General features: G+C 71.0%; 23 protein-coding genes and 2 pseudogenes. 7 read left to right on the top strand and 18 right to left on the bottom strand.

What is annotated here, in order from left to right:
- From AQJ64_RS24170 to pqqE, 3 genes and pseudogenes are all read left to right on the top strand, one after another.
- Positions 1 to 408: pseudogene (locus AQJ64_RS24170) on the top strand (hypothetical protein); the annotation flags it as partial.
- Positions 405 to 677 carry a pyrroloquinoline quinone biosynthesis peptide chaperone PqqD gene (gene pqqD, locus AQJ64_RS24165; RefSeq protein ID WP_055634223.1) on the top strand — a complete coding sequence of 91 codons (273 nt, stop codon included), beginning with the start codon at positions 405 to 407 and terminating at the stop codon, positions 675 to 677. The pseudogene AQJ64_RS24170 and the gene pqqD, both read left to right, overlap by 4 nt.
- Entirely contained in the window at positions 674 to 1783 is a 1110-nt protein-coding gene (pqqE, locus tag AQJ64_RS24160) for a pyrroloquinoline quinone biosynthesis protein PqqE (protein WP_055634224.1), read from the top strand. Before pqqD ends, pqqE begins: the two co-directional genes overlap by 4 nt.
- Before the next feature lie 48 nt (positions 1784 to 1831).
- On the opposite strand, the gene AQJ64_RS24155 is transcribed toward pqqE, so the two are convergent.
- Positions 1832 to 3304 carry an APC family permease gene (locus tag AQJ64_RS24155; RefSeq protein ID WP_055634225.1) on the bottom strand — a complete coding sequence of 491 codons (1473 nt, stop codon included), beginning with the start codon at positions 3302 to 3304 and terminating at the stop codon, positions 1832 to 1834.
- Positions 3305 to 3361: 57 nt separating this feature from the next.
- On the bottom strand, positions 3362 to 4060 hold the full coding sequence (locus AQJ64_RS24150) for a FadR/GntR family transcriptional regulator (RefSeq protein WP_079061921.1): 699 nt from the start codon (positions 4058 to 4060) through the stop codon (positions 3362 to 3364).
- A gap of 185 nt (positions 4061 to 4245) precedes the next feature.
- Between AQJ64_RS24150 and AQJ64_RS24145 the strand changes: the two genes are divergently transcribed.
- On the top strand, positions 4246 to 5676 hold the full coding sequence (locus AQJ64_RS24145; RefSeq protein ID WP_055631833.1) for an amino acid permease: 1431 nt from the start codon (positions 4246 to 4248) through the stop codon (positions 5674 to 5676).
- Positions 5677 to 5753: 77 nt separating this feature from the next.
- Here AQJ64_RS24145 and AQJ64_RS24140 read toward each other — a convergent pair whose 3' ends face one another.
- From AQJ64_RS24140 to iolC, 12 genes are all read right to left on the bottom strand, one after another.
- Entirely contained in the window at positions 5754 to 6569 is an 816-nt protein-coding gene (locus AQJ64_RS24140; protein ID WP_055631832.1) for an ATP-binding cassette domain-containing protein, read from the bottom strand.
- Between the two features lie 35 nt (positions 6570 to 6604).
- Complete coding sequence (locus AQJ64_RS24135; protein WP_055631831.1) at positions 6605 to 7717, bottom strand: ABC transporter permease; 1113 nt, start codon at positions 7715 to 7717, stop codon at positions 6605 to 6607.
- A 116-nt stretch (positions 7718 to 7833) separates the two neighbouring features.
- Entirely contained in the window at positions 7834 to 8883 is a 1050-nt protein-coding gene (locus AQJ64_RS24130; RefSeq protein WP_055631830.1) for a sugar ABC transporter substrate-binding protein, read from the bottom strand.
- A 298-nt stretch (positions 8884 to 9181) separates the two neighbouring features.
- Positions 9182 to 10048 (bottom strand): sugar phosphate isomerase/epimerase family protein, encoded by an 867-nt coding sequence (locus AQJ64_RS24125; protein ID WP_055631829.1) that lies wholly within the window; start codon positions 10046 to 10048, stop codon positions 9182 to 9184.
- Entirely contained in the window at positions 10045 to 11061 is a 1017-nt protein-coding gene (locus tag AQJ64_RS24120) for a Gfo/Idh/MocA family oxidoreductase (protein ID WP_055631828.1), read from the bottom strand. Before AQJ64_RS24120 ends, AQJ64_RS24125 begins: the two co-directional genes overlap by 4 nt.
- 18 nt (positions 11062 to 11079) lie before the next feature.
- Positions 11080 to 12507 (bottom strand): sugar porter family MFS transporter, encoded by a 1428-nt coding sequence (locus AQJ64_RS24115; protein ID WP_055631827.1) that lies wholly within the window; start codon positions 12505 to 12507, stop codon positions 11080 to 11082.
- 11 nt (positions 12508 to 12518) lie between these two features.
- Positions 12519 to 13469: a TIM barrel protein gene (locus AQJ64_RS24110; RefSeq protein ID WP_055631826.1), complete on the bottom strand. Its 951-nt coding sequence runs from the start codon at positions 13467 to 13469 to the stop codon at positions 12519 to 12521.
- A 36-nt stretch (positions 13470 to 13505) separates the two neighbouring features.
- On the bottom strand, positions 13506 to 14996 hold the full coding sequence (locus AQJ64_RS24105) for a CoA-acylating methylmalonate-semialdehyde dehydrogenase (protein ID WP_055631825.1): 1491 nt from the start codon (positions 14994 to 14996) through the stop codon (positions 13506 to 13508).
- Between the two features lie 13 nt (positions 14997 to 15009).
- Positions 15010 to 16887, bottom strand: a complete 1878-nt coding sequence (iolD, locus tag AQJ64_RS24100) for a 3D-(3,5/4)-trihydroxycyclohexane-1,2-dione acylhydrolase (decyclizing) (RefSeq protein WP_059202978.1) — start codon at positions 16885 to 16887, stop codon at positions 15010 to 15012.
- Entirely contained in the window at positions 16887 to 17753 is an 867-nt protein-coding gene (gene iolB / locus AQJ64_RS24095; protein ID WP_055638023.1) for a 5-deoxy-glucuronate isomerase, read from the bottom strand. The genes iolD and iolB overlap by 1 nt, the downstream gene beginning before the upstream one ends.
- Positions 17750 to 18619 (bottom strand): Cgl0159 family (beta/alpha)8-fold protein, encoded by an 870-nt coding sequence (locus AQJ64_RS24090; protein ID WP_397805909.1) that lies wholly within the window; start codon positions 18617 to 18619, stop codon positions 17750 to 17752. The genes iolB and AQJ64_RS24090 overlap by 4 nt, the downstream gene beginning before the upstream one ends.
- Positions 18612 to 19544: a 5-dehydro-2-deoxygluconokinase gene (gene iolC, locus AQJ64_RS24085; RefSeq protein ID WP_055638024.1), complete on the bottom strand. Its 933-nt coding sequence runs from the start codon at positions 19542 to 19544 to the stop codon at positions 18612 to 18614. The genes AQJ64_RS24090 and iolC overlap by 8 nt, the downstream gene beginning before the upstream one ends.
- 268 nt (positions 19545 to 19812) lie before the next feature.
- Here iolC and AQJ64_RS24080 point away from each other — a divergent pair, with 268 nt between their 5' ends.
- The 3 genes from AQJ64_RS24080 to AQJ64_RS24070 all read left to right on the top strand — a co-directional run bounded on the left by AQJ64_RS24080 (position 19813) and on the right by AQJ64_RS24070 (position 22641).
- Positions 19813 to 20814 carry a LacI family DNA-binding transcriptional regulator gene (locus AQJ64_RS24080; RefSeq protein ID WP_055638385.1) on the top strand — a complete coding sequence of 334 codons (1002 nt, stop codon included), beginning with the start codon at positions 19813 to 19815 and terminating at the stop codon, positions 20812 to 20814.
- A gap of 110 nt (positions 20815 to 20924) precedes the next feature.
- The gene (locus AQJ64_RS24075) at positions 20925 to 22031 is read left to right on the top strand and encodes an NAD(P)/FAD-dependent oxidoreductase (RefSeq protein ID WP_055638384.1); all 1107 of its coding nucleotides are present in this window, start codon (positions 20925 to 20927) and stop codon (positions 22029 to 22031) included.
- Positions 22032 to 22227: 196 nt separating this feature from the next.
- Positions 22228 to 22641, top strand: coding sequence for a DUF6069 family protein (locus AQJ64_RS24070; RefSeq protein ID WP_055638383.1), 414 nt, complete (start codon positions 22228 to 22230; stop codon positions 22639 to 22641).
- A gap of 86 nt (positions 22642 to 22727) precedes the next feature.
- On the opposite strand, the gene AQJ64_RS24065 is transcribed toward AQJ64_RS24070, so the two are convergent.
- The 4 genes and pseudogenes from AQJ64_RS24065 to AQJ64_RS51100 all read right to left on the bottom strand — a co-directional run.
- Positions 22728 to 23666 carry a VOC family protein gene (locus AQJ64_RS24065; protein ID WP_055638382.1) on the bottom strand — a complete coding sequence of 313 codons (939 nt, stop codon included), beginning with the start codon at positions 23664 to 23666 and terminating at the stop codon, positions 22728 to 22730.
- A gap of 14 nt (positions 23667 to 23680) precedes the next feature.
- Entirely contained in the window at positions 23681 to 24712 is a 1032-nt protein-coding gene (locus AQJ64_RS24060; RefSeq protein WP_055638381.1) for an amidohydrolase family protein, read from the bottom strand.
- Entirely contained in the window at positions 24709 to 25857 is a 1149-nt protein-coding gene (locus AQJ64_RS24055) for an FAD-dependent monooxygenase (protein ID WP_055638380.1), read from the bottom strand. The genes AQJ64_RS24060 and AQJ64_RS24055 overlap by 4 nt, the downstream gene beginning before the upstream one ends.
- Positions 25858 to 25943: 86 nt before the next feature.
- Positions 25944 to 26055 (bottom strand): annotated as a pseudogene (locus tag AQJ64_RS51100) (cyclase family protein); the annotation flags it as partial.

The following is a 26055-nucleotide window of genomic DNA, read 5'->3' as shown; positions in this document are numbered from 1 at the left end:
GCCGAGGGCACTGCCCGGGACGAGCGAACGGCCGGGGACGAGCGGGCCGCCCGCGCCGCGCGAACGGCCGGGGACGAGCACATCGCCCCCGCCGAGCGCATCGCCCGGGACGAGCGAACGGCCGGGGACGAGCGGGCCGCCCGCGCCGCGCGAACGGCCGGGGACGAGCGCATCGCCCGCGCCGAGCGCATCGCCCGGGACGAGCGCGCTGCGCGTGAGGGGCGGTCCGTCCCGGCCGAGCGCGCCGTCCTCGGCGAGCGGTCCGTCCACGGTGAGTGGTCCGTCCCCGGTGAGTGGCCGGAGACGGACAGCCGGCCCTGGCGGGGCGGTGCCGTTCAGGGCGGTCGGCCGGGGCCGGTCCGTGGGGCGGCGCTGCGGGATCTGCGGCCCTGGCGGGTGCGGGGATGACGGCGGCGGCCGCCACCGGCTGGTGCCCCGCCCTCGCACCGGCGCTGATGCTGCGGCACGACCCGGTGCGGGGCGCGGACCTGCTGGTCCTGCCCGAACGGGTGGTCGTCCTCGAAGGCCACGCGGGCCAGATCGTCGGCCTGTGCGACGGGACCCGTACCGTGGCCGGGATCGTCGGCGAACTCGCCGCACGCTTCCCGGGCGCCCCGGTGGCAGCCGAGGTCCCCGCCTTCCTCGACCGGCTGCGCGGGGAGGGCTGGCTCACATGACCCCCGCCGGGCCGCCGGCCCGCCCCTGGGCCCTCCTCGCCGAACTCACCCATGCCTGCCCGCTGCACTGCCCGTACTGCTCCAACCCCCTCGAACTGGCCCGCCGCTCGGGCGAACTCCGCACCGAAGAGTGGACGGACGTCCTGCGGCAGGCCGCCGCGCTGGGCGTCGTCCACACGCACCTCTCCGGCGGCGAGCCCCTGCTCCGTCCCGACCTGGAGCGGATCGTCGCCGCCGCCGAGGCCGCCGGCGTCTACACCCAGCTCGTCACCAGCGGCACCGGCCTGGACGAGACCCGGCTGACCGCACTGCGCGCGGCGGGGCTGCGCAGCGTCCAGCTCTCGGTGCAGCACTCCGACGCCGGGGCGGGCGACCGGATCGCCGGGCGTCCGGGCGCCTTCGCCGCCAAGGAGCGGGCCGCCGCCCTGGTCCGCGCGGCGGGCCTCCCGCTCGGCCTCAACGTCGTACTGCACCGCGACAACCTCGACTCCGTCGGCGAGCTCATCGACCTGGGCGAGGCCTGGGGCGTGGACCGCGTCGAGCTGGCCAACACCCAGTTCTACGGCTGGGGCCTGCTCAACCGCGCCGCGCTGCTGCCGACCCGCGACCAGCTGGCCCGCGCCCGGGAGACCGTCGAACGCCGGCGCGAGCGGCTCGCGGGCCGGATCGACCTGGTGTGGGTCGTCCCCGACTACTTCGACGGGGTGGCCAAGCCCTGCATGGGCGGCTGGGGAGCGGTCTCGCTCACCGTCACCCCCGACGGCGCCGTTCTGCCCTGCCCGGCCGCCGCCTCGCTGCCCGACCTGGACCCGCCCAACGTACGGGACCACGCGCTCGCCTGGATCTGGGACGACTCGCCCGCCTTCAACCGCTACCGCGGCACCGACTGGCCGATGACCGGCCCCTGCGGCACCTGCCCCCGCCGCGAGGAGGACTTCGGCGGCTGCCGCTGCCAGGCCTACGCCCTGACCGGCGACCCCACCCGCACCGACCCCGCCTGCGCCCTGTCCCCGGACCACCCACTCCTGCGTACCCTCACCGACCCGGAGAGCGCGCCCTCCTCGCCCCCGTACGTCTACCGCCGGCCCGGAGCATCGGTGCCCTGAAGGGGGCGGGGGTTGTGGCGATGGAGAAACTACTCATCGACGGAGAAACTACTCCGCGTCGGCGACGACCGACCCCACCCGCTCCGCCAGCGTCGGATCCCGCCGCACCAGCAACGCGGCGTACCCGACGGACCCGAGCAGCGCCGCCAGCGCGACGTACGGGAACCAGCTGTACGGCGCCGGCTGGCCCGGCTTGGCGAGGTAGTACAGCGGGACCAGGATCGCCAGCGCCCCGATCGCCGGCAGCACCAGATGCCGTACGGTCCGGAACTCCTGCGGCCGGTACCGGCGGTAGTACAGCGGCAGCGCGATGTTCGAGGCGAGATAGACCAGCAGGATCAGCAGGGCGCCCAGGCTGGAGGACTCCGTGAAGAAGACCACGGGGTCCATCCGGCCGCCGTCGGGGCCGAGCAGATGCCCGAGGCCCCAGCCGCCGATGATCAGCAGCGAGGTGACGGCGAAGGTGACGATCGCGTTGTTGGGCGTACGACGCGTCGGGTGGACGTATCCGAAGAAGGACGGCAGCAGCCCCTCGCGTCCGGCGTTGAAGATCAGCCGGGCCTGGGAGTTGATGCCGGCGATCAGCACGCCGAGGGTGGAGGTCAGCCCGCCGATGTAGGCGACGACCGCCAGCGCCCCGAGGGTGTGGTGGGCGACGTCGATGAAGGGGATGGGGGAGTCGCCGAGCGCCGCCGTGTCGTAGCCGAACCCGGTGACCGTGGCGTACGAGAAGAGGATGTAGCTCACCGTCATGATCGCGACGGAGGAGAGCACCGCGCGCCCGACGTTGCGCCGCGGGTTCTCCGTCTCCTCGGCCAGCGCCGCCGAGTTCTCCCAGCCGATGAACAGGTACACCGCCAGCGGGAACCCGGCAGCGAGGCCGCTGAGGCCGTGGCGCAGATGGCCCGGCAGGAACGGGGCGGCGGAGAGGCTGCCGCGGTGCTCGAAGAGCGCCGCCGCGGAGACCACGACCAGCACCAGCATCTCCACGCCGAAGAAGTAGCCCGCCCATTTGGTGGAGACCACGATCCCGCGCAGCATCAGCACCACCGACACCCCGGTCAGCAGCAGTGTCCACAGGATCCACGGCAGGTCGATGCCGGTGTAGTGGTGCAGGGTGATCTGCACGAACCCGCCGGAGATCGCGATCACCGAGGCCATCGCGATGATGTAGCCGAGCCCGGCGAGCAGCGCGGTGGTCACGGCGCTGACCGGCCCGAAGGTCTTGCCGACGAAGGTGATGAAGCTGCCCGCCGAGGGGTGCGCGCGGGAGAACTCGGCGAGGGTGTTGCCGAGCAGCGCGACGACGACGCCCGCGGCGGCGATGGTGAGCGGGGAGGCGACGCCCGCCGTGGTGGCGAGGAAGGCGAAGCCGAAGAAGAAGCTCATGGCCGGGCCGACGTTGGCCATGGTGGCGGCCGCGATGTCCGCCATGCCGAGCACACCGCCGCGCAGCCGCTGGGGCGTGCCGCCGGCGGGGCCCGACGTCGGCGGCGGGCCGACGGCTCCGGGGTCGGACATGGCGACTGCTCCTTCGGGGACGGGGGCGGTGCGGGGGCGCGACGGGAGGGGCGGCCGTCAGCTCGGGCGGGCCCGCTGGTGTTCCTTCACGGCCCGTACGGCCGGGTCCATCGCGCCGCGGCCGAGTTCGGTGAGCAGGTCGGCGTGGCAGCGGTTGCGGGCCCGTACCACCGCCGGGTCGGGCGGGGGCTGCAGCAGGCACTGGCGGCCGAGGAGATCGGCGGCGAACTCGCGGATCCCGGCACCGCCGAGCAGCTCGGCGAGGTCGAGGTGGAAGCGCGTCTCCAGCTCGACCAGCCGGGCCGGGTCCTCGGCCAGGTCCATCTCCGCGACCAGCGACCGCAGCCCCTCGAGGGAGCCTTCGGGGACCTCGCCCGCGCCGTGCGCCACCAGTCCGCACTCCAGCAGCAGATGGAACGAGTCGAGCAGGGCGGCCTCCTCGGCGTCGTGCATCAGGGCGACGACGGTGTCCCAGTCCGCGGCGACGAAGGTGCCGCCGGCCCGGCCGCGCCGCCGGTCGAGCAGGCCGTCCTGGCACATCCCCTCCAGCGCGCGGCGCACGGTGATCTCGCCGATCCCCAGCTCCTCGGCGAGGACGCCGGCGTCCGGCAGCCGGTCACCCGGCGTCACGGACTTCAGGCGCACCCGCAGCGCGACCCGGGAGCGGACCAGGTCCGACCCCGTCTGACTCCCGCCGGAGCGCAGGCGGGTGTCCCCGCCGCCGTAGGGCCCGAACTTGCCCGCTGGATTCACCACGGCGCCACCCTAACTGCCTGCTGAGCGGGGTCACGGCGTGGTGCACGGAGGGCTCCCGGAAGTGACGGTTCCACGTTGCCTGCAAAATAGAGCAAGGTGAACACTTAAACAAGCCTTGTTCTTTTCGATCGTAGTGAACTAATTTCGCGCCTCGACAGCCCGTCCCCTCCTCCCCGGATGTCGAGATGACCACAACCCTTCCCGAAGCCCCTCCCGCAGAGCCCGGTCTGAAGGCCGGACTGAAGAACCGCCATCTGTCGATGATCGCGATCGGCGGTGTCATCGGCGCCGGTCTGTTCGTCGGCTCCGGCTCCGGCATCGCCACCGCCGGCCCCGGCATCCTGATCTCGTACGCCCTCGTCGGCGTCCTCGTCGTCCTCGTGATGCGGATGCTCGGCGAGATGGCGGCGGCCAACCCCACCTCCGGCTCCTTCTCCGCCTACGCGGACCGGGCACTCGGCCGCTGGGCCGGGTTCACCATCGGCTGGCTCTACTGGTTCTTCTGGGTCGTCGTCCTCGCGGTCGAGGCGACCGCCGGCGCCAAGATCCTGGCCGGCTGGATCCCGGCGGTCCCGCAGTGGGGCTGGGCCCTGATCGTCATGGTCGTCCTGACCGCCAGCAACCTGGTCTCGGTCAGCTCCTACGGCGAGTTCGAGTTCTGGTTCGCCGGGATCAAGGTCGTCGCCATCGCCGCGTTCATCGTGATCGGCGGCCTCGCGATCTTCGGCCTGCTGCCCGGCTCGGACCACCCGGCGTCCGGCTTCTCCAACCTCACCGCGCACGGCGGCTTCCTGCCCAACGGACCAGGCGCCATCCTCACCGGCGTCCTGATGGTCGTGTTCTCCTTCATGGGCAGCGAGATCGTCACCCTGGCGGCCGGTGAGTCCGCCGACCCGCAGGGCGCGGTCACCAAGGCCACCAACAGCGTGATCTGGCGGATCGCCGTGTTCTACCTCGGCTCGATCCTCATCGTGGTCTCCCTGCTGCGCTGGGACGACCCGGCGATCCTCAAGGACGGCTCGTACGTCGCCGCCCTCAGCTCCATCGGCATCCCGCACGCCGCCCAGATCATGAACGCGATCGTGCTGACCTCGGTGCTGTCCTGTCTCAACTCCGGTCTGTACACCGCCTCGCGCATGGCGTTCTCCCTGGGCCGCCGCAGCGACGCCCCGGCCGCCTTCGGCCGCACCACGGACCGCGGTGTGCCGCGCTCGGCCATCCTCGCCTCGGTCGTCTTCGGCTTCGTCGCGGTCGCCTTCAACTACCTCTGGCCCGACACCGTCTTCCAGTTCCTCCTCAACTCCTCCGGCGCCATCGCCCTGTTCGTCTGGCTGGTGATCTGCTTCTCCCAGCTGAAGATGCGCAGGATCATCGAGCGGGAGGCGCCCGAGAAGCTGGTCGTCCGGATGTGGCTGTACCCCTACCTCACCTGGGCCACCGTCGCCCTGATCACCTTCGTCCTCGCCTACATGCTCACCGACACCGCCGACGGCGGCGGCCGTGACCAGGTCGTCCTGTCGACCCTGGTCGCCGTGGGCGTGGTGGTCGTGGCCGTGGTCCGCCAGCGCCTCGGCCGGGGCGCCGCGCACGACGCCGTGACCTCGTCGAAGGCGTAACCGCCCGGCACGAACCGCAGGCCGGACCCGCCTCTCGTACGGCGGGTCCGGCCTCGTCGGCGTCCGGGCGCCGCCGGTCAGGCGAGGGGCTTGCCCTCGCGGAAGCGGCGCAGCCCCTCCGGGCCCTCGACGACCGCCGCCGTGAGCTCCTCGACGCTCGTGTCCGCACGCCGTACGTCGAGGATCTTGCGGCCGTGGTTCATCACGATGTGCCGGTCGCAGATCTGGAACGCGTGGTGCAGGTTGTGCGTGACCAGCACCGAGCTGACCCCCTCCTGCTTCAGCTGGAGCAGGTAGTTCAGCAGTGCCTCGGTCGCCCGCACCGCCAGCGCGCTGGTCGGCTCGTCCAGGATCAGCAGGCTGCGCTTGAAGTGCACCGCCCGGGCGATCGCCACCGCCTGCTGCTGTCCGCCGGAGAGCGAACCGACGAGCTGGCGCGGGCTCTTGATGCCCTCGATGGTCACCACGCTGTCCAGGATCTGCGCGGCGATCTCGTCCATCTGCTTCAGCTTCAGCAGCCCGAGGGCGTTGGTGAGCTCACGGCCCATGAAGATGTTGCGGGTGATCGTCATGGACGGCACCAGGGCGGAGTCCTGGAAGATCGTCTCGACGCCGCGCCTCTCGGTCTCCTGCCGGTTGAGCGTGGTCAGCTTCTCACCGCGCCACAGGTAGTCGCCCTCCTCGGCGAGGACCACCCCGGACATCGTCTTGACCAGGGTCGACTTGCCGGCGCCGTTGTCACCGAGCAGACCGACCACCTCGCCCTGGTGGATCCGGAAACCCACGTCGCTGAGGACGGTGTTGGCTCCGTACCGCTTGGTGATGCCGGACAGCTCCAGCAGGACCTCGCCCGTGGCTGCTTCCGTGGCTTCTGCGGTGGCGGTGGGGGACATGGTTGCTCCGTTTCCGGCGGTGGGCTCGGCGGCGCTCACTTCGCCTTCCCCTCGATCAGACGGTTGAAGAAGGCCGCGGCGACGATGATCAGACCGACGAACAGGTCCAGGTAGAAGCCGGGCGCACCACCGAGCAGCAGGATGTCCTGCACGGTGAGGATGAGCGCCGCGCCGAGCACCATGCCGAGGACACTGCCCCGGCCGCCGGAGAGCGCGACCCCGCCGACGACCGCGGCCGCGATCGCCTTCAGCTCCATGCCGCGGCCGGTGCCCGGCTGGACGGAACCGGTGCGCACGGCGGTCAGCACGGCGGCGAGCGCCACGCACACCCCGAGGATGCCGAACGCGATGATCTTGACCCGGTCGGGGTTGATCGAGATGGCGCGGGCGGCGGCGGGGTTGCCGCCGACGGCGAAGATGTGGTTGCCGAGCCGGTGGCGGTGCACCAGCAGCCAGAACACCACCCCGACGCCGAGCATCCACAGCGCCTGGCCGCGGAAGAAGCCGAGGTCGGCGGTGAACACCTGCTTCACGGTGTCGCTCGGGATCATCAGCGCGGCCGTCGTGCCGTTGTAGAAGAGCGCCGCGCCCTCCCAGAACAGCATCATGCCGAGCGTCACGATGAAGGAGGGGATCTTGGCCTTGGTGACGAGCAGCGCGTTCAGCAGGGCGATCGCGACCCCGGTCAGCACGGCCATGCCGGTCGCGGTCCAGGCGCTCGAGCCGTCCGAGTACCAGCGGGTGAACACCAGCGCGCAGAAGGTGAAGTTGGCGCCCAGCGACAGGTCGAACTCACCGGCGATGATCAGGATGCCGGCGCCGATCGCCAGGATCGCCAGCACCGGGATGCTCTGGCTGAGGACGTTGAAGTTCGACTTCTCCAGGTAGGGGAAGCCCGCCGGGTCGACGAGGTAGTAGATGATGCAGCCGAGCTGCACCAGGACGAAGACCAGGCCGATCTCCAGCGCCCCGCGTCCGCGGATCTGGCGCAGGCGCTCGGCCAGCCGGTCGGAGGTGGAGACGGGGGCGGAGTCCGCGAGAGTCCGCTTCCGGGCGGGGACGCCCTCGGTGGTGGCGTCCGGGTCCGCGACGGCGCCCCCTGCCGCCGGGACGCTCCCCGCGGTCACCTGACCGCTGCGCTCGCTCATGGTCGTACTGCCTTCCTGATGTGGGGTGGGCGGGGCGGCCGCCCGAGAGGGTGTCCGGCCGCCCCGGGCCGAATCGTCGGCGGGAGAGGTGGTGCCGCCGGGTGCTGACGGGGAGGTCAGCGGACCTTGCCGGCGAGCTCCTTGGCGATGCCGACGTTGGCCTTGTCGACCAGGCCGCTGCCACCGGAGTTGATGCTGGCCGGGCTGAGACCGAAGTCCAGCTTCAGACCGAGCTCCATGACGGTCTGGAAGCCCTGGACGTAGCCCTGCTGGTCGGCCGCGGCGTCGATGGCGCCGGACTCGATGCCGTTCACGATCTGCGGCGCCAGGTCGAAGCCGACGACCGGCACCTTCACCCCGGCGTCCTCCATCGCCTTGACGACGTTGCGGTGCGGGGTGCCGCCCAGCGGGACGACCGCCGCGGTGTCCTTGTGGCCGAGCAGGTACTGCGTGATCTTGTCGAGCGCGGCGGAGTCCTCGATGCCGGTGCCGAGGATCTCGGTCTTGGCGCCGACCTCCTTCAGCGCCCGCTCGACGCCCGCGTGCCGCTGGACGGCGTAGACCTGGTCGGGGAACTCGACCGGGGTGAGGACGGTGTCGCCCTTGCCGATGTCGGGGTTGTCGGCGAGCAGGCGCTTGCCGAGCAGGTAGCCGACCTCCTCGAAGTCCTGGCCGACGAACCCGAGGGTGCACTTGCCGACCGCGCCCTCCTGCGTGATGTTGTAGCTCATCACCGGGATGCCGGCCTTCTGGGCCGCGCAGACGTTCTCGGTGTACTTGTTCGGGTCGTCGATGACGACGGCCAGCGCCGCGGGCTTGTCCGCGACCGCGCTGCCGATCAGGTCGTTGTACTTCGTCTGGTCGCCCGAGCTGGTCTGCAGGTTGAGGTCCAGGTTGAGCAGCTGCGCGGCGTCCTTGGCGCCCTGGGCGATGGTGGTCCAGAACGGGTCGCCCGGGTCCTGCGGGAGCAGGAAGGTGACCTTGCGGTCCTTGGCCTTGCTGCCGAGGCCCGACTTCAGCGAGGTGCCCTTGCCCGAGGCGGACGCGGTGTCGCCGGAACCCCCGGAACAGCCGACGGCGAGCAGGGCCAGAGCGGGGACGACGGCCAGCGCGCGCCAGCCGGTGGTCCGGCGGGCTCTTCGGGGGGAGTGAGCGGAGTGCGACATGGTCCTACCTCTCCTATGAGGAAAAGAACGGCGCGGAATGAGACGAGGTCCTGAATTCGCCGCGATGCGGTCGGCGACCTCGTTGGCGAAAATTAGCGCCTTTATAGAGGGGGGTGTCAATACGGTGGAGCACGTGGAATTCCAACGAAAAGGTCACGCGTTCTGTAGGTCGTTCTGCCTGGTGGGGAGGGTGTTTTTGGGCAGCCGAAAGGGCCCTGCCGGGTCGCGGGCAGCGCTCGGCAAGGCTCTTTCTTCGCTATTTTTGAATTGATTCAGTTATTTCCTGAGGGTGGTTTCCTCAGGCGGAGAGTTCCTTGGTGATGCGGTCGAGCATGAACGCGGAGGATTCATGGGCGCGCTCCTCCCAGGCGAAGACACAGGCCGTGGCGACCCCGTCGAAGTCCAGCTCCCGCAGGGTGCCGAAGAACGCGCCCCAGTCCACCTCGCCCTGGCCGATGTCGAGGTGCTGGTGGATCCGGGCGGCGGTGCCCGGCGGGTTGAGGATGTACCGCAGGCCGGAGGAGCCCTTGTGGTTGAAGGAGTCCGCGATGTGCACATGCCGGAGCTTGTCGCCGGCGTAGCGCATCATCGCCGCGATGTCCGCCGTCGGATCCGCGCCCGACAGATGGAAGGAATGCGGCGCGCAGTACAGATAGTTCACCCACGGCTTGTTGATCGCCCGGACGAGATCGACCGCGGGGGTGTTCTCCTCGCAGAAGTCGTCGGGGTGCGCCTCCAGGTTCAGAGCGATGCCTTCACGCTCGAACAGCGGCAGCAGTTCCTCCAGCGAGCGCCAGAACGCGGCCTCGCTCTCGGCGGCCCTCTCGGGGCGGCCGTTGAACTCCGAGTTCATCAACGGGCATTCGAGGTCCGAAGTGATCTCGATCATCCGCTTCCAGTAGCGGACGGCGGCCTGCCGCTCGGTCTCGTCGGGCGAGGACCACTTGTACAGGGGCAGCACCGAGGACAGCTTCACACCGTGCGTGCGCAGGGAGTTCTTCAGCTCCTGGATGCGCCCGTCGTCCGCCCGCGGATGCAGGAAGAACGGCATGAAGTCGTCACGCGGCGACAACTCGATGTACTCGTAGCCGAGTTCGGCCACCGTGCGCACCATGTCGTCGATCGGCAGGGCACGGAACATATAGGGGTCGATGGCGATTTTCACGCGGTGCCTCCGTAGAGGGTGGGGCGGGGCTTGAGGTCGGTCGCGACGACGCGGCCCGACTCCAGGGCCTCGACGGTCGCGGCGGTGATGACGGTGGCGGCGTAGCCGTCCCAGGCCGAGGGGCCGGTGGGCTCGTCGCCGGCGGCGAGGTTCGCGATCCACTCGCGGAACTCGGTGTCGAAGGCGTCCACGAAACGGCCCACCCAGTCGGTGAGGACGGTCGTGGTCTGCTGTCCCGCGCCGCGCACGGCGACCGAGGCCGGGTCGGGCAGCCGGACCAGGCCCTCCTCGCCGACCGCCTCGCACTGGATGTCGTAGCCGTACTGGCAGTTGACGAAGACCTCCAGGTCGATGCGGACCCCCTTCGCGGTCTCGAACAGCATGATCTGCGGATCCTTCAGGTGCTCGAACCGCTTGCTCGTCGAACGCGGTGTGACCACCTGGGCGGAGACGATCTCGTCGTCCAGCAGCCAGCGCAGCACGTCCACCTCGTGCACCGCCGTGTCCAGCGCGGCCATCGCGGAGGTGTACGACTCCGGGACGGTCGGGTTGCGGTGGGCGCAGTGCACGATCAGGGGCTCGCCGATCCGGCCGGAGTCGATGACCTGCTTCATCTGCCGGTAGCCGGCGTCGTAGCGGCGCATGAAGCCGACCTGGACCAGCCGGCGGCCGTGGGCGGTCTCCGCCTCGATGATCTTCAGGCAGTCCTCGGCGGTGGTGGCGAGGGGCTTCTCGCAGAAGACCGGCTTCCCGGCGGCGATCGCGTTCAGCACGTGTTCGGCGTGGGTCGGGCCCCACGAGGTCACGAGGACGGCGTCCACGTCGTCCGCCGCGATCACGGCCGCGCCGTCGGGCAGCACCCGGGCGCCGACCGGCGCCGCCGCCTCCGCGGCCCGGGCGGCGTCGATGTCGGTGACCGCGGTCACCCGGGCACCCGTGATCGTCTCGGTGAGTCGCCGGATGTGTTCCTTGCCGATCCAGCCGGCGCCGATGACTCCTACACGTACGGTCATGGTCATTCCTTCAGGGGTTCAGGAGGAGAAGCGCGCCCGGAGTTCGGCTTCGAGGGTTTCGAGGGTGCGTCCCCTGGTCTCGGGGACGTAGCGCTTGACGAAGGCGAGGGAGAAACCGCCCGCCACGACGAACAGGAAGAAGGTGCTGGAGATCCCGATCCCGTCGACCAGGGACGGGAAGACCAGCCCGATCACGAAGTTGGTCAGCCACAGCACCACGGCCGCGACACCCATGCCGAAGCCGCGCATCCGCATCGGGAAGATCTCCGACAGCATCAGCCAGGTCACCGGCGAGATCGCGCCCTGCTGGAAGGCGAGGAACGTGACCGTCATCGCGAGCACCGCATAGGCCCTGCCGTCCCCGGCGGGCAGCACCAGCGAGAACACCCCGATGAACAACAGGGCCACCGTGGTGCCGAGCTGACCGACCATCAGCATCGGACGGCGGTTGACCCGCCCGAGCAGCCAGATCCCGAAGAAGGTGGCCAGCACCGAGATCACACCGTTGGCGATGTTCGCGGTCAGCGCGCTGTCCGAGGTGAATCCGGCGTCGGTGAGGATCTGTGTGCCGTAGTACATGATCGTGTTGACGCCGGTGATCTGCTGCACGATCGCGATACCGAAGCCGACGAACATCAACCGGCGTACCCACGGCACCGACTTGATGTCCTGCCAGCCGCCGAGCTTCTCCTGCTCGTCCTTGACGGCGAGCGCGGAGACCTCGCTCAGCTCGGCCTCGGCCCGCGCCTCCGAACGGACCTGCTTCAGCACCTCCAGGGCCTCCGGGAAGCGGCTCTGCGAGGCCAGCCAGCGCGGGCTCTCCGGCATGACCAGCATGCCGAACCACAGCACCACGGCCGGGACCGTGGCGATCACCAGCATCCACCGCCACACCCCGCCGGACTCACCGCCGACGTTCGCGATGATCGCGTTGGAGGTGAAGGCCAGCAACTGCCCGCTGACGATCATCAGTTCGTTGCGGGTGACCAGCGCGCCGCGCCGTTCGGCGGGCGAGACCTCGGCGAGATACACCGGCACGGTCACCGACGCGCCACCGACCGCGAGGCCCAGCACGAACCGGGCCACGACCATGACCGCCGTCGTCGGCGCGAGCGTGCAGCCCAGCGCGCCGACGAAGAACAGCACCGCGAGGGTGAGGATCGTACGGCGCCTGCCGCGCGCGTCCGACAGCCGCCCGCCGGCCACCGCGCCGAGCGCGGCCCCGAGCAGCAGGGAACTGGTGACCATGCCCTCGGTGACCGGGGTCAGACCGAGGTCGTCGGTCATGTACGGCAGGGCGCCGTTGATGACACCGGTGTCGTAGCCGAAGAGCAGTCCGCCGAAGGTGGCGACGACCGTGATGACCCGCAGCCGCCGCGACACGGCGGGCGAGGGGGCGTCGGTCGTGAGGGCGGAGGCCTGAAGCGTGTCGTCCCTGACGTTCATGGGCCGTCCTCCTACCGGTCGAGGTTCGGGCGTCGGGTCCCGCTCAGGCCGCAGCCGGCGAGGTGCTCACGGGTGCTGACCGCGATGGGCAGCGGCACCTCGGGCGCGCACGGGTACAGGTCCTGCTCGACGATCACGAACAACTCGGCGTCCAGCCTGGCCAGTTCGGCCACCACCTCGGCCGGGTTCGGCACCCCGGCCGGCGGCGAGACGCACACGCCCCGCTTGACGGCCTCGCCGAACGACAGGTCCTCGGCCGCGACCTGGGCCAGCACGGCCGGGTCCATCTGCTTGATGTGCACGTATCCGACACGCTCGCCGAACCGGCGGATCAGATCGAGGTTGTCACCGCCGCCGTAGGCCACGTGACCGGTGTCCAGACACAGGTTGGTGTACCGGGAGTCGGACTCGTTGAGCAGCCGCTCGATCTCGGGCTGCGTCTGGATGTGGCTGTCCGCGTGCGGATGGACGACCAGCCGCACGTCGTACTCATCGAGGAGCAGCTTGCCCAGCCGGTCCGCGGCCCGGCCGAAGCCCGCCCACTGCACGGCCGTCAGCTCGGGCGACTCGGTGAACGCACCGGTCTTCTCGTCCCGGTACATCGGCGGGATGAGCACCAGATGGTGCGCGCCCGCGGCGGCGGTCAGCGTGGCGACCTGCCGGACGTGGGCGAGCATCTCGTCCCACGCCTCGGGCCGGTGCAGCGCACCGAAGGCGGTACCGCCGGAGACCTTCAGCCCGCGCGCGTCCAGCTCCTCCTTCAGACGCTGGGGGTCGGTGGGAAGGTAGCCGTACGGGCCGAGCTCGAACCATTCGTAGCCGGCCTGCTGCAACTCGTCGAGGAAGCGGGTGTACGGGACCTGGTGCTCGTCCTCGGGGAACCAGATGCCCCAGGAGTCGGGAGCGGAGCCGAGGCAGAGATTGCCCACGGTGGTGCGCAGGGGAGATGGCGCCGTTGCCATGGCATGTCCTTCGGGGGAGGAGGGGGAGGGCTGGGTTCAGCTGGAGGTGGGGAAGTCGAATCCGGCCGACACTTGCTGCTTGGGCTGGGGCCAGCGGGTGGTGACGACCTTGGGGCGGGTGTAGAAGCGGATGCCTTCGGGGCCGTGGATGGGGTGGTCGCCGATGAGGGAGTCCTTCCAGCCGCCGAAGGAGTAGTAGGACATCGGGACGGGGACGGGGACGTTGATGCCGATCATGCCGACCTTGATGTGGCGCTGGAAGCGGCGGGCGGCTTCGCCGGAGCTGGTGAAGAGGGCGGTGCCGTTGCCGTAGGGGTTGGCGTTGATGAGGTCGATGGCCTGGTCGAGGGACTCGGCGCGGACGATGGCGAGGACCGGGCCGAACAGCTCCTCCTTGTAGGCGTCCATCTCTGCTGTGACGTGGTCGAGCAACGACGGGCCGGTGAAGAAGCCTTCCTCGTGGCCTTCGATCTTCAGCCCGCGGCCGTCGACGACCACGGTGGCGCCCTGCGTGGCGGCGACACCGACGGCGTTTTCGACGCGTTCCTGGGCGGCCTTGGTGACGAGGGGGCCCATGTCGGTGCCGGGCTGGTCGCCGGGGCCGACCTTCACCTCGTTCGCCTTGCGGGTGAGGATTTCGACGAGCCGGTCGGCGGCGTCGCCGACGGCGACGGCGACGGAGACGGCCATGCAGCGTTCGCCTGCGGAGCCGTAGGCGCCGGCGGTGATGTGGTTGGCGGCGAATTCGAGGTCGGCGTCGGGGAGGACCACGGCGTGGTTCTTGGCGCCGCCGAGGGCCTGGACGTGCTTGCCGTGGGCGGTGGCGGTCTCGTGGACGTACTTCGCGATCGGTGTCGAGCCGACGAAGGAGACGGCTTCGATGCCGGGGTGGGTGAGGAGGGCGTCGACGGCGGGCTTGCCCCCGTGGACGACGTTGAAGACGCCGTCGGGCAGGCCGGCCTTCTGGTACAGCTGGGCGATGAAGTTGGCGGCGGAGGGATCGCGTTCTGAGGGCTTGAGGATGAAGGTGTTGCCGGTGGCGATGGCGACGGGGTGCATCCACAGGGGCACCATGGCGGGGAAGTTGAACGGGGTGATGCCGGCGACCACGCCGAGGGGCTGGCGGAAGTTGTGGACGTCGATGCCGCGGGAGACCTGGTCGGAGAAGGATCCCTTGAGGACGTCGCCGAGGCCGCAGACGTATTCGACGACTTCGCGGCCGCGGGTGATCTCGCCGCGGGCGTCGTCGACGGTCTTGCCGTGTTCGGCGGAGATGATCCGGCCGAGTTCTTCCTCGTGCTCCACGAGCAGCTGGCGGAAGGCGAACATGACCTGGGTGCGCTGGGAGAGGGAGGAGTCCTGCCAGGTCTCGAACGCGGCCGCGGCGGCCTGGACCGCGGCGTCCACCTCGGAGGCGGCGCCGAGGACGACGCGGGCCTGCTCGGTGCCGGTGGCGGGGTTGTAGACGGGCTGGGTGTCGGGGCCGGAGACGGCGGTGCCATTGATCCAGTGCGGGATGGTGGTCACGGGAGGTTCCTTGTCAGAGGTAGTGCCGCTGGGCTTGCTTGTGGGCCGCGTACGTCGTGTAGGCGGTCTGGGTCGACTCCAGAGCGGAGCTCTGACTGACCGGGACGTCCCACCAGCCGTGGCCGGGTGGGTTGGGGCCGTAGAGGTCGGTCTCGACGTGGACGACGGTGGTGCGGGTGGCGGCCTTCGCCTTCTCCATCGCCGCGCGGAACTCCTCGACGGTGGTGGCGTGCAGGACGTCCGCGCCCAGGCTCGATGCGTTGGCGGCGAGGTCGACGGGGAGGATCTCTCCGTCGAGCTGGCCTGAATCGCCGTCGCGGTAGCGGTATTTGGTGCCGAAGCGCTGGGAGCCGAGGGATTCGGAGAGGGCGCCGATGGAGGCGAAGCCGTGGTTCTGGACCAGGACGATGATGACCTTCAGTCCTTCGGAGACCATGGTGACGATCTCCTGGGCCATCATCAGGTAGGAGCCGTCGCCGACCAGGACGACGACCTCGCGGGTGGGGTCGGCCATCTTGGCGCCGACGCCGGCGGCGACCTCGTAGCCCATGCAGGAGTAGGCGTACTCGACGTGGTAGGCCTTCGGGTCCCGGGCCCGCCACAGCTGCTGGAGGTCACCGGGCATGGAACCGGCGGCGTTGATGACCACGGCCCGGTCGTCCAGGACGTCGTTGAGGGCGCCGAGGACTTCGGTCTGCGCGGGCAGCGGGCCATGACCGACGGTGAAGCAGGCTTCCTCGATCTCCCGTGTACGGGCGATGAGTTGGCGGGTGTGGCGGCGGTACTCGGGAGCGACCTCCCAGTCGGTGAGGGCTGCCGCCAGGGCCTGGATGCCCAGCCGCGCATCCGCGACGAGGGGTTCGGCGGAGTGCTTCACGGCGTCCAGGCGGGCCACGTTGAGGTTGACGAACGTGACGTCCGGATTGGCGAACACCGTGTGGGAGGCGGTGGTGAAGTCGCTGTAGCGGGTGCCGATACCGAGGACGACGTCCGCCTCACGGGCCAGCTCGTTGGCCGCGTAGGAGCCGGTGGAGCCGATGCCTCCGACGGCGTAGGGGTGGTCCCAGGGGACGGCGCCCTTCCCGGCGTGGGTGTCGGCGACCGGGATCCCGGTGCCCTCGGCGAACGCCCGCAGCACCGTCTCGGCACCCGAGTACACGGCCCCGCCACCGGCCACGATCAGCGGCTTCTTCGCGTTGCGCAGCAGGGCGACGGCGCGTTCGACGGCGGCCGGTTCCGGGACCGGGCGGCCCACGTGCCAGATGCGGCGCCGGAAGAACTCGATGGGCCAGTCGTGGGCCTCGGCCTGCACGTCCTGGGGGAGGGCGAGGGTGACGGCGCCGGTCTCGACCGGGTCGGTCAGCACCCGCATCGCGGCGAGGGCGGCCGGGATCAGCTGCTCGGGCCGGGAGATGCGGTCGAAGTACTTCGACACCGCGCGGAAGGTGTCGTTGACGGTGACGTCCCCGCCCCGGGTGTCCTCCAGCTGCTGGAGCACCGGATCGGCCGCCCGCGTGGCGAACATGTCCGAAGGCAGCAGCAGCACGGGAAGCCGGTTGGTCGTGGCCAGCGCCGCGCCCGTGATCATGTTCGTCGACCCGGGCCCGGTGGAGGCGGTGCAGGCGAAGACGGCGAGCCGGTCACGCATCTTCGCGTAGGCGACGGAGGCGTGGACCATGCCCTGTTCGTTGCGGGCGAGGTAGTACGGCAGGTCGGCTTCGCCGGTGGTGGCGGCCTGGAGGAGGGCTTGGCCGATGCCGGCGACGTTGCCGTGCCCGAAGATTCCCCACACCCCGGGGATCAGGCGCTGCTGCTGTCCGTCGCGTTCGCTGTACTGGTTGGCCAGGAAGCGGACCAGGGCCTGGGCGGTGGTAAGGTGGACGGTCGTCATCAGTTCTCTCCGAAGGGCAGCCGGTCGTCGACGTCCTGGCTGGTCCAGGTGTCACGCACCCAGCCGTGGGCGGGGTCGTCGCAGATCAGCCAGGCGCGGTCCTGTCCCGGACCGGCCATGACGTTGAGGTAGTACAGGTCGTAGCCGGGGGCTGCGATCGACGGCCCGTGCCAGCCGTGCGGGATGAGGACCGCGTCCCCGGAGCGGACCTCGGCGAGGACGTCGACGGGCCGCTCGGGGGTGCCGTAGACGCGCTGGTAGCCGAAGGCGTTCTCGCCGCCGGAGATCTGGAAGTAGTAGATCTCCTCCAGCTCCGACTCCAGCCCGGGCCGGGCCTCGTCGTGCTTGTGCGGGGGGTAGGAGGACCAGTTCCCACCCGGGGTGAGCACCTCGCACACCAGCAACTGCTCGGCGTCGAAGGTCCCCGGCAGGCAGTAGTTGTTGACCTGCCGCGAGCAGGCGCCCGCGCCGCGGAGTTCGACGGGGACGTCCTCCTTGCGCCCGTACCGGGCGGGGAGTGAGCCCGGCCCGGTACGGGCGGAGGGCAGCGCGAACAGACCTCCCTGCGCGCTGCTGATCAGGGCCTCCGACTCGCTGGGGAGGTAGGCGAAGTCGGTGACCGAGGCGAACACCCCTGTCCTGCCTTCGAGTTCGAAGGACCTGCCGTCCGTGGTGACGGTGCAGGAACCCGTCAGCGGCAGGACCAGGAACTCGCAGTCATGGGTGGACAGGGCGTGCGCCTCACCCGGTCCCAGGGTCAGGATCCTGAGGCCGGAGTATCCCCAGCCCGCCGACTCGGGCGTGACCAGGAGGTCGTAGGGGCCGCCGGCCGACGCACCGGCCGGGAGGTGGTACGTGCCGCTCACAGCAGGCTCACCGCCTTGTCCACCGCGCCCGCGACGTCGCCGCCCGCGGGATAGAGCAGCGAACGCCCCACCACCAGCCCCTGCGCGGTCGGCTGCCTGAGCGCCTTCCCCCAGGACGCGAACGCCGCCGCCGGGTCGGTGACCTCCCCGCCCAGCAGCAGCGCCGGCAGCGTCGAAGCGGACAGCACCCGCTCCATCCCCTCCACCACCGGCAGCTTCAGCCACGTATAGGCCGTGCGGCGGCCCAGCCCCGAGGCGATGGTGACCGACTTGACGACCGCGTCCGTCGACAGGTCGTTGCGGATCTTCCCGTCCTGCCACACCGAGATGAACGGCTCCACCATCGCCACGAGCCGGCGGTCGTTGAGCTCGTTGACCGCGCGGGCGGTGTTCTCCAGCACCGACGGCGTGGCCGGGTCACCCAGCGCGATCCGGGTCAGCGTCTTGCCGCCGTCGAAGCCCATCGCCGCGATCGTCGCGGCGTCGTAGCCGGTGAACCGGTCGTCGATCTCGAACACCGACCCCGCCAGCCCGGCCCGGTTCATCGACCCGAACACACTCTTGCCGTCCAGCACCCCCAGGAGCAGCAGGTCCTCCAGGATGTCCGCCGTGCCCAGCACCCCGGTCACCCCGGGGCGTTCCAGCGCGACACACATCCGCTCCAGCAGCTCGGAACGGTCCGCCATCGCGTTGGGGTCCCCGCCGACGCCGTTGGCGCCGCGGGCGGGGTGGTCGGCGGCGATGATCATCGCCCTGCCGTGCTCACCCAGCAGCGAGGCCGCCTTCACCCGGCGGGCGGCGGCCGCCGCGACGGCGGCGGGGTCGTTCACCCGGGCGGACACGATCCGGCTCAGCTTCTCAGACACCACGGAGCACCTCGTCGAGCTTGGCGTTGACCTCGGACTCGACCGGCATCGCCTCGGAACAGGCCAGCCGGCCCGCGACGATCGCCCCGGCCGCATTGGCGAACGACACCGTGCGCCGCGTGTCCCACCCGGACAGCAGCCCATGACACAGCGCACCGCCGAACGCATCACCGGCCCCCAGACCGTTGACCACATCGACCGGCACCGGCGCCACCTCCACCGCGACCCCGTCCCGGCCCATGGCCAGCACACCCCTGGGGCCCTGCTTGACCACCGCCAGCTCCACCCCCGCCGCCAGCAGCGCCCGCGCCGCCGCATACGGCTCACGCTCACCGGTCGCCACCTCGACCTCGTCGAGATTGCCCACCGCCACCGTGGTCTGCCGCAACGCCCGCGCATACAACGCCCGCGCGTCCGCCGGGTCCGCCCAGAACATCGGCCGCCAGTCCAGATCGAACACCGTCACCCCGGCCTTGGCCCGCGCCTCCAGCGCCGCCAGCGTCGCCGCCCGGCTCGGCTCCTCGCTCAGACCCGTCCCCGTGATCCAGAAGACCGCCGCCTCCCGCACCGCCCCCAGATCCAGTTCGTCCGGCCGGATGTCCAGGTCAGGAGCCTTCGGCAGCCGGTAGAAGTACAGCGGGAAGTCGTCCGGCGGGAAGATCTCACAGAACGTTACCGGCGTCGGCGCGATGTCCGACGTCCCCACGAAACGGACGTCGACGCCGTACCCGGCCAGCGCCGTACGCACGTAGTCGCCGAACGGATCCCGGCCCGTCTTCGTGATCACGGCCGCCGAACGCCCGTACCGGGCCGCCGCCACCGCCACATTCGTCGGGCTCCCGCCCAGGTACTTGCCGAACGAGGCGACCTCGGCCAGCCCCACCCCGGTCTGGAGCGGATACACATCCACACCCACCCGGCCCATGGTCAGCACTTCGAACGGCGTCACGCTTGGTTTCCTTTCGCTCCGGAGTCCGCGGATCCGCGGACTCCGGGGAGCTGTCACGGAAGAGTTCCTGTTGCGGAAGAGTTTCTGTCGCGCTCTACTAGCGCGCTCTAGTGCGAGTACGATGACCCCTGTCCAAATGTCATGTCAATAGCTTGTTGCCGGGGGATTTCAGGAGCGCCCACCGGGGCGGGCCCCGTCGGAGGGTGGATCACGGGTGGATGCTCCGGGCAGGCAGCGGCCCACGATGGCGGACGTCGCCGCGAGGGCGGGGGTCTCGCGGGCGCTGGTGTCGATCGTGTTCCGCAACCAGCCGGGCGCGAGCGAGGAGACCCGGGAGCGGGTGCTGAAGGTCGCCGACGAGATCGGCTACCGGCCCGACAGCGCGGCCCGGCTGCTCGCGCGCGGCCGCAGCCGCACCCTCGGGGTGATGTTCGCCGTGCAGCAGATCTTCCACAAGGACCTCATCCAGGGGATCTATCCGGAGGCCGAGCGGTTCGGCTACGACGTGCTGCTCTCCGCCGCCGCCGAGGGCCGCAGCGAGGCGAAGGCCGTGGAGGCGCTGCTCGGTCACCGCTGCGAGGCGCTGATCGTGCTCGGCTCCGAGGCGGAGGCCGCCGACCTCGACGAGCTGGGGCGGCGGGTGCCCACCGTCTCGGTGGGCCATCGGGCGCCACGGGCGCGGGCGGACTTCGTGCACTCCGCCGAGGGGGAGGGCGTACGGCAGGCGATGGATCACCTGGTGGAGCTGGGGCACCGGCGGATCGTGCACATCGACGGCGGGCGGGGGCCCGGTTCCGCCGAGCGGCGGCGCGCCTACCGGTCGGCGATGCGCCGGCACGGGCTGGAGCCCGAGGCCCGGGTCATTCCCGGTGAGCACACCGAGCAGTCGGGCATCGAGACCGGTCTGCTGCTGCTCGGGGAGCGCGACCGGGGCCTGCCGCTGCCGACGGCGGTCCTGGCGGGCAACGACCGTTGTGCGATGGGTGTGTTGATGTCCCTGACCCGGGCCGGGGTGGAGGTGCCGCGGGACTTGTCCGTCGTAGGCTACGACGACAGTCATCTGTCCCATCTGATGCCGATCGGTCTGACCACCGTCCGTCAGGACGCGATGCGGATGGCGGAGCACGCGGTGCGGTTCGCCATGGAGCGGCTGGAGAACCCCGAACTCCCGTCACGGGAAGCGGTGTTGGATCCGAGGCTGGTGGTGCGGGGGACCAGTGGGCCGGTGCCGGGGGCGACGGCCTGAGCGGGCGGCCGGGCACGTCTTCACGGAACCCTCACCAAGTCCCCAAGTGCTTTAGGTTTCAAGGGGCTACGCTCGCGCTCAATCCCCCCACCCAGCACAGGAGACTCGTTGTGCGAGACGGCAACGTAGTGGTGATAGGCGGCGGTTACGCGGGCGTCCGCCTGGCGAAACGCCTGGACGCGACGGCGAACGTCACGCTCGTGGACCGCAAGGAGGTCTTCTTCCATCGCATCGCCTCGCTGCGCGCCGGTGTGCGCCCGGAATGGACGGGAACCCCGTTCATCCCCTACGACCGGCTGCTGCGCCACGGCCGGCTGGTCGTGGGCAAGGCGGTCCGGATCGACCCCGTCGGACGGGAGGTCGTCCTCGCCGCGGGCGAGCGGCTGCCGTACGACGTCCTGGTGATCGCGACCGGAGCCGACTACCCCGAACCGGCCCGTTTCAGCGGCGGAACGGCGGAGGAGGCGGCCAGGGTGTTCGGCCAGCACCAGCGGAAGATCGCCGGTGCCGAGCACGTGCTGATCGTGGGCGGCGGGCCCTCCGGGGTCGAGCTCGGCGCCGAGATCAGGCTGGCCCGGCCGGACGCGCGGGTCACCCTCGCCCACTCCGGACCGGAACTGCTGACCTCCACGGGCAGCGCCCGCGCCGGCCGCAGGGCCCGCGCCTGGCTGGAGTCCCACGGGGTGGAGGTGCGGCTCGACTCCTTCATGTCCCCGGGCAACGACTTCGCCACCTACCGCGACAGCCGCGGCGGCGTCCTCGCCGCCGACCTCTCCTTCTGGGCGACGGGCACCACGCCCAACACGCTCTGGCTGCGGCTGGCCGGGCACGGGGACTGGCTCAACGGCTCCGGGCACGTCAAGGTCGACAGCATGCTCCGGGTGGTGGGGCGGCCGGACGTGTTCGCGGTCGGTGACGTGAACGACGTGGGCGAGCTCAAGGTCACCCCGGCGGCGCTCGCCCAGGCGGAGACCGCCGCCCACAACATCGGTGCGTATCTGCGCAGTCCGGGCCGGCACGGCAAGAGGTCGCGCTCCTACCGGGCGGTCCACCGCACCCCGCTCATCGTGCCGTTCGGCCCCTCCGACGGGGTGACCGTCCTGCCCGTGCCGGGCGGTGAGACCGCGGTCCTCGGCCCCCGGACCACCACCATGGCCAAGGCGAAGACCCTGATGACCCCGTTCATGCGGCGCCAGCTCGGGTACACGGCGGCCTGACGCCGTCACCCTCACGCCGTCACCCTCACGCCCCCGTGGACGAGTGCGCCGTACGCCTCGTTCCGCGGGGGCGGTTCTGTGGACTTGGGCTTGAAATTTCAAACACATTGGGGGAGGGTGGGGACGTTCTTGAGAGTTCAATCGTCTCGAGATGTGCACGATCCGTACGATCCGTACCCTCGCCCGTGGAGCCCCCATGTCTGTCGCCTCTGAAGCCGCCGCCGTCCGCCGAGGTCCGCTCGTCGTCGTGGGCGGGGTGATCGCCGCCGTCGTGGTGGCGTCCGTCGTGGACGCGGTGTTCGCCCTCGCCGCCCTGGCCCTGGGCGCCCCGGACGACTTCCAGCCGCTCGAGCCCGGGTCCTACATCTTCCTGACCGCCGTCGGGACCGTGGCCGGCGCCATCGGCTGGGCCGTCGTCCGCAAGGTGTCCAAGGACCCCGCGGCCCTGGTCCGGTGGCTGGTCCCGACCCTCGTCGTCGTGTCCTTCGTCCCGGACTTCCTGCTCTTCGGCGCGGGCGGGGTCATCGGCGTGGTGGCACTGCTCCTGATGCACGTCGCGGTCGCGGCGGTCGCGGTGTTCACCTACCGCAAGGTGATGCCGCTGTCGTGAGCGGAGTCCGGGAGGTACGAAGGGCGGGCGGGGACCGGAGTCCCCGCCCGCCCTTCGCGTGCCCGCCGCGCGGAGACCCGCGGGGGTCAGACCGGCGGGGCCACGAAGACGCCCGGGTCGACGTCGTTGAACGACTCCTTCGCGACGAATTCGTTCATGGGGTTCGCCGTGCCCCACTGGTCGGTGACCTCGGGCTGGGAGAAGTCGTAGACGTGCGGGTGCCAGGTGTCCTCGTCGAGGACCTCCAGCTCGGTCGTGTACTCGACGGTGTTGCCGTGCGGGTCGAGGAAGTAGGTGAAGGTGTTGTCGCCCGCCATGTGCCGGCCCGGGCCCCAGATCTTCTGGAACCCGGCCCGCATCACCCGGCCCGACCCGCGCATGTACTCGTCGAGGCCGCGCATCTCGAAGGAGACATGGTGCAGGGAGGTGTGCGGGCCCTTGGCGAGGGCCATGGAGTGGTGCTGGTTGCTGATCCGCATGAAGTGCATGACCTCGCCCATGTGCGGCGAGCTGAGCGTGTCGGAGAGCCGGAAGCCGAGGTGGGTCTCGTACCACTGGCGGGTCCTGTCGAGGTCGGGGGAGTTGAGGACGACGTGCGAGAGCTTCACCGGGATCGCCTCCTTCTCCTCGATCCTGCGGTGCTGCCGTACGTCGACGTCGGCCGAGACCTCGATGGTGCGTCCGTCGACGTCGAAGAAGCGGAAGCCGTAGCCGCCGCCGGGCGTGTCGACCTTCCCCGGCCGGGTGATCAGCCGCACCCCGCCCGCGAGGAGCCGCTCGGCGAGGGTGTCCACGTCCGCCGCGCTCGCCGCGCCGTAGGAGACGAGGTCGAGGCGCTTCTCCTCGGCCTTGCGCAGCCGGACGACGTAACTCTCGGGGCTGCCCTCGGCGGCCAGGAAGGAGATCCCGGAGTCCTCGGCGACCTTGGTCAGGCCCCAGACGCCGGCGTAGAAGTCGAGCTGCTTGTCGTAGTCGGGCACGGCCAGGTCGACGTGCCGCAGATGCGTGAGCAGGCGGTTGCTCATGGGGGGATTCCTTCTCAGGAGAGGGTGAGCAGGGCGGCGGCGTTCCCGCCCCGCACCGCGTGGAAGTCGTCGTCGGGCAGACCCGCGGCGCGCAGCGCGCCGACCGGGTCCTCGGTGCCCATGTCGAAGGGGAAGTCGGAGCCGAGCAGGACCCGCCGCGGCCCCACGGCCAGGAGCAACTCCCGCAGGACGTGCGGGTCGTGGACGAGCGAGTCGAAGTACAACTGCTCCAGGTAGCTGCTCGGTTCGCGCGCGCAGCCCCGTGCGTCGGGGCGGGCCCGCCAGGCGTGGTCGGAGCGCCCGATGTGGGTGGGCAGATAGCCGCCGCCGTGGGCCGCGATCAGCCGCAGCCCGGGATGGCGGTCCAGGACGCCGGAGAAGATCAGGTGCGACAGGGCGACCGCGTTCTCGGTGGGCTGGCCGACGGTGTTGGACAGGTACCACCGGTCCAGCCGCTCGTCGAGCGTGCAGCCGAACGGGTGCAGGAAGACCAGGGCACCCGTCTCCTCCGCGCGGGCCCAGAACGGCTCCAGCCGGGGGTCGGACAGCTCCACCTCCCGCGCCCCGCCCGGGCCGGGGGCGTGCGAGGAGATCTCCACGCCCCGCAGCCCCTGCGCCAGCGCGTGGTCGAGCAGGGCTGGCCCGAGACCAGGGTGCTGGAGCGGGACGAGACCGAGGCCGTGCAGCCGGTCGGGGGCCTTGGCGCAGTGCGCCGCGGTGCCCTCGTTGGCCAACTGGCAGACCCGCTCGGCCAGTTGCAGGTCGGCCCAGTAGTGGTAGTGGGACGGCGAGGGGCTCACCAGCTGGATGTCCACGCCCTGCGCGTCCATCGCCGCCAGCCGTACCGCGACATCCGTCAGCCGGGGTATCCGTTCGCCGACCATCGGGCCGTTGACGGCCAGGGCGTCCGGGCCGTTGCGGCGCGCATCGAGCGTACGGGCCGCGGCGAGACCGGCCTGTCCGGCGACGGCCTCCTCCACCTCGGGCAGCAGGAGATGGGCGTGGACGTCGATCGTGGGGGGCGACTGGGGCCGGGGCTCGGTCACGGGAGTTCCTTGAGGGCGGTCAGGGTACGGCGTATCAGCCCGGGCACGTCGGCGTCGCGCCGCCCTTCCAGCAGCCACTGGGCGAGCTGGACGGAGGCGTCGACGACCCTGCGCACCCGGGGCAGCCGGCGGGCGTGGTAGTCGGTGAGGATCCGGTCGAGGGCCCCGGCGTCCCAGCGGTCGAGACCGGTCAGCAGCTCGGCGAGGACCTGGACGTCCTCCAGGGACATCGCGGCGCCCTGCGCGAAGGTGGGCGGGCAGCAGTGGGCGGCGTCGCCGACCAGCACCACCCGGCCGCGGTGCCACGGGCCCTCCACCAGCAGCCGGTCGAACCAGGTGTAGTTGACGGCCGAGGGATCGGTGAACGCGGCCCGCAGCTCCGGCCAGGCGCCGCCGTAGTTCTCGCAGAGCGCCCGCATCTCGTCGGCGAGTCCGGCCGGGTCCAGCGTGGCCCGGTCCCGGGCCGGTTCGACGAGATACGTGTAGACGGTGTCCTCGCTGGTCGGGCAGTACCCGGCGATGAAACAGCGGCCGCCGTAGATCATCTCGGTGCGGCGGACCCCGGCCGGGCGGGGCGCGGGGGCGCGCCAGATGCCCATGCCGGTCGGCTCGGGCCGGTCGGTGATGCCGATCATGCCGCGGGTGGTGGAGCCGAGCCCGTCGGCGCCGACCACCAGGGCGTAGCGGCGGGTCGTGCCGTCGGAGAAGGTGACGTCCACGCCCTCGTCGTCCTGGGCGAACGCGGTGGCCGTGGTGCCGAGGCGGACATCGGCGCCCGAGGTGCCCACCATGCCGATGAGGAGCTGCTGGAGCCGGGGCCGCTGCATACCGATGTGGGCGGGCAGGTCGTCGCCGCCGGTGCGGAATTCGTCGTGGGCGTGGAGCACGGTGCCGTCGGGGGCGAGGACGGCGACGCCCTCGGCGGCGTACCCGTCCTTCTCGACGTCCGCCAGCACCCCGACCTCGCGCAGCACACGCAGGGCGTTGCCCTGGAGGGTGATGCCGGAGCCGGCGGCTGCCTTCCAGTCCGGGCTCGCCTCGACCAGATCGACGGCGGTCCCGGCCCGGCGCAACAGTACGGTCAGGGCGTTGCCGGAGGTGCCTCCGCCGATCACGAGGACACTACGGTGAGGGCTGTCAGCCATGTCGGGGATACCTCCCGGGGTCGGGCCGCGCGGCGGGGCCGCGGGTCGATGGAGCCACGCGCACCTTCAGGGCGCGACGGTGTGCGTCACTTGACGGCGATCGGGTTGAGCGGGGAGCCGACGGCTCCGGTGATGGGCAGGGGCGCGGCGGTGAGCCAGAACTCGTAGACGCCGTCCTCGGCGCAGTCCGCGGCCAGC

This window comes from Streptomyces griseoruber (genome assembly GCF_001514205.1).
Classification (GTDB): domain Bacteria; phylum Actinomycetota; class Actinomycetes; order Streptomycetales; family Streptomycetaceae; genus Streptomyces; species Streptomyces griseoruber.
This window is presented reverse-complemented; position numbering and strand designations above follow the sequence as displayed.

Excerpts from the sequence above, each read along its gene's own strand:
- iolC (WP_055638024.1), bottom strand. The coding sequence starts at position 19,544 with ATGGGCCGGGTGGGTGTGGATGTGTATCCGCTCCAGACCGGGGTGGGG.
- AQJ64_RS24070 (WP_055638383.1), top strand. The coding sequence starts at position 22,228 with ATGTCTGTCGCCTCTGAAGCCGCCGCCGTCCGCCGAGGTCCGCTCGTC.
- AQJ64_RS24145 (WP_055631833.1), top strand. The coding sequence starts at position 4,246 with ATGACCACAACCCTTCCCGAAGCCCCTCCCGCAGAGCCCGGTCTGAAG.
- AQJ64_RS24140 (WP_055631832.1), bottom strand. The coding sequence starts at position 6,569 with ATGTCCCCCACCGCCACCGCAGAAGCCACGGAAGCAGCCACGGGCGAG.
- AQJ64_RS24130 (WP_055631830.1), bottom strand. The coding sequence starts at position 8,883 with ATGTCGCACTCCGCTCACTCCCCCCGAAGAGCCCGCCGGACCACCGGC.
- AQJ64_RS24065 (WP_055638382.1), bottom strand. The coding sequence starts at position 23,666 with ATGAGCAACCGCCTGCTCACGCATCTGCGGCACGTCGACCTGGCCGTG.
- AQJ64_RS24115 (WP_055631827.1), bottom strand. The coding sequence starts at position 12,507 with ATGAACGTCAGGGACGACACGCTTCAGGCCTCCGCCCTCACGACCGAC.
- AQJ64_RS24135 (WP_055631831.1), bottom strand. The coding sequence starts at position 7,717 with ATGAGCGAGCGCAGCGGTCAGGTGACCGCGGGGAGCGTCCCGGCGGCA.
- pqqD (WP_055634223.1), top strand. The coding sequence starts at position 405 with ATGACGGCGGCGGCCGCCACCGGCTGGTGCCCCGCCCTCGCACCGGCG.
- AQJ64_RS24080 (WP_055638385.1), top strand. The coding sequence starts at position 19,813 with ATGGCGGACGTCGCCGCGAGGGCGGGGGTCTCGCGGGCGCTGGTGTCG.
- pqqE (WP_055634224.1), top strand. The coding sequence starts at position 674 with ATGACCCCCGCCGGGCCGCCGGCCCGCCCCTGGGCCCTCCTCGCCGAA.
- AQJ64_RS24055 (WP_055638380.1), bottom strand. The coding sequence starts at position 25,857 with ATGGCTGACAGCCCTCACCGTAGTGTCCTCGTGATCGGCGGAGGCACC.
- iolD (WP_059202978.1), bottom strand. The coding sequence starts at position 16,887 with ATGACGACCGTCCACCTTACCACCGCCCAGGCCCTGGTCCGCTTCCTG.
- AQJ64_RS24120 (WP_055631828.1), bottom strand. The coding sequence starts at position 11,061 with ATGACCGTACGTGTAGGAGTCATCGGCGCCGGCTGGATCGGCAAGGAA.
- AQJ64_RS24110 (WP_055631826.1), bottom strand. The coding sequence starts at position 13,469 with ATGGCAACGGCGCCATCTCCCCTGCGCACCACCGTGGGCAATCTCTGC.
- AQJ64_RS24155 (WP_055634225.1), bottom strand. The coding sequence starts at position 3,304 with ATGTCCGACCCCGGAGCCGTCGGCCCGCCGCCGACGTCGGGCCCCGCC.